The organism is Paenibacillus tabacirhizosphaerae, from assembly GCF_040812395.1.
Classification (GTDB): domain Bacteria; phylum Bacillota; class Bacilli; order Paenibacillales; family NBRC-103111; genus Paenibacillus_E.
Genome location: NZ_JBFNXH010000063.1, coordinates 1 through 1660 on the forward strand (window position 1 = coordinate 1; position 1660 = coordinate 1660).

Genomic DNA, 1660 nt, shown 5'->3' on the forward strand with positions numbered 1-1660 from the left:
GGCGTCTCGCATAAGTTGCAAAAAAGACATCTACCTCCATTTTTTAGGGGGCGGATGTCTTTTTTTGGGGTCTCTAAATCGCGCTACTTGCCGTGTTTTCAATCTATCAGTTTCAATATTCGCTTAAGATTTACAGCGAATATAGTCATTGCACCTTGCATTTCCATACCAAGCAGACCCGAGGATGTGGCGACATCATACCCGTGTCCATGTTTAAGTTCGCTGTTCTTTGCTTCAATTTTGTACCGCTCCTTGGACTTCTCCTTGAAGTATTCCGTCTCTTGGAAGGCCATCTGCTCCAAATGTTCATTGGATTTAATGGTTACGGAATATGTCTTGCTTTTGGCACCTTCTTTGTAACAGCCTTCTTTGAGTGGACAACGCTTGCATAGCTCTACATCAAAATAATAGGTAGCCATCTGGTTTTGGCCGACACCTTTTTTACCCTCACGAGCCTTTCGGATCGCCATGTGACCAACTGGACATACGTACATGCCTGCATCTTTGTTGAACAGAAATTCGTCTTCCTTCTTGCGGCTGCCTTGCGTGATGAGCGGATTGAGTTTTGCTACGAGTTCAATCTCGTTACTCTTCGTGTACGAAATATTATCCTTTTCCGAATACGCGGTATCGCCAATGACAGTTTTGACCTGCATGCCGGCTGCTTTGCTTTTTTCGATGAGCGTCTGCAATTGTTTGCCATCATTCTTCTCACCCGTTGTAATGACAGCCGCTGTAATCATACGTTCCTCGGTCATGGCTAGATGTGTTTTGTATCCAAAGAAGGCGGAGTCTGCGCTCTTGTGTCCCACACGCGCATCCGGATCCGCCGCCAGGCGAAGTTGTTCGACGTCATCTTCCACCGTCTCCTTCAACAAGTTGAGCGGCTCCAGAATTTTCGGCACTTGTGCGATTTTGGATTCGTTTTCGATGAAGGCGACGAGTTTTTGGCAATACTTAATTTCGTCTTCGAGTACGTTGCTCGCGTTCTTTGCTGGCATCTTGGCTTTGGCCGATTCATCCATGCTGTAAACGGCCTTTCGTAATTTCCGTGCACGATCCTGTAGAATTTCTTGCGGCGATTTCTGGTTGTAGCGCGCTTTCGAATGCGTAGCGTCAACGATAATGGAGTTGCTCTTCAGGATATTCTGCTCGATGGCGAGGGCTACCGTCTTCCCGATAAGCATGTCCAACAGGTTGATGTCTTGTAACCGTAGCTTGCGAAATTTCGTCAACGAACTCGGGTCAATAACCGGATCCTCCGGCGCCATGCCTAGGAAATATTTGAACGAAAGGTCATACTTAGAGCGCTCGACAATGTCTACGTCAGATAGTTCAAAGATGGATTTCAGCAGTAGATATTTAAACATGCGAATGGGGTCAATGGCGTTACGTCCATTGTCCAAACAATATTTTGCTTCCAGTTCCTCATATATGAAAGTGAAGTCCACCAGTTCGTTGATTTGACGGAGCATATTGTCCTTTGGCACGATGATGTCATACAGTGCCGCGTAAGGACTCAGAACCAAAGTTTGTTGTTGCCGAATCATCTGCTCTCACCCGCTTTTCGTGATGCCTTAATTATACGACAAAAAAGGTACAGCCTCCTCCATTTTCTTGAAGGACTGTACCTTTTTCGTATGAAAGGACTTTTTCAGTG

General features: G+C 45.9%; 1 protein-coding gene. It reads right to left on the reverse strand.

Going from position 1 to position 1660, the window contains the following annotated elements:
• Nucleotides 1–98: 98 nt before the first annotated feature.
• Nucleotides 99–1550 (reverse strand): IS1182 family transposase, encoded by a 1452-nt coding sequence (locus ABRS97_RS27955; RefSeq protein ID WP_367859146.1) that lies wholly within the window; start codon nucleotides 1548–1550, stop codon nucleotides 99–101.
• Nucleotides 1551–1660 lie beyond the last annotated feature (110 nt).

Bases quoted from the DNA above. Each gene is read 5' to 3' on its own strand.
- ABRS97_RS27955 (WP_367859146.1), bottom strand. From the start codon at position 1,550: ATGATTCGGCAACAACAAACTTTGGTTCTGAGTCCTTACGCGGCACTG.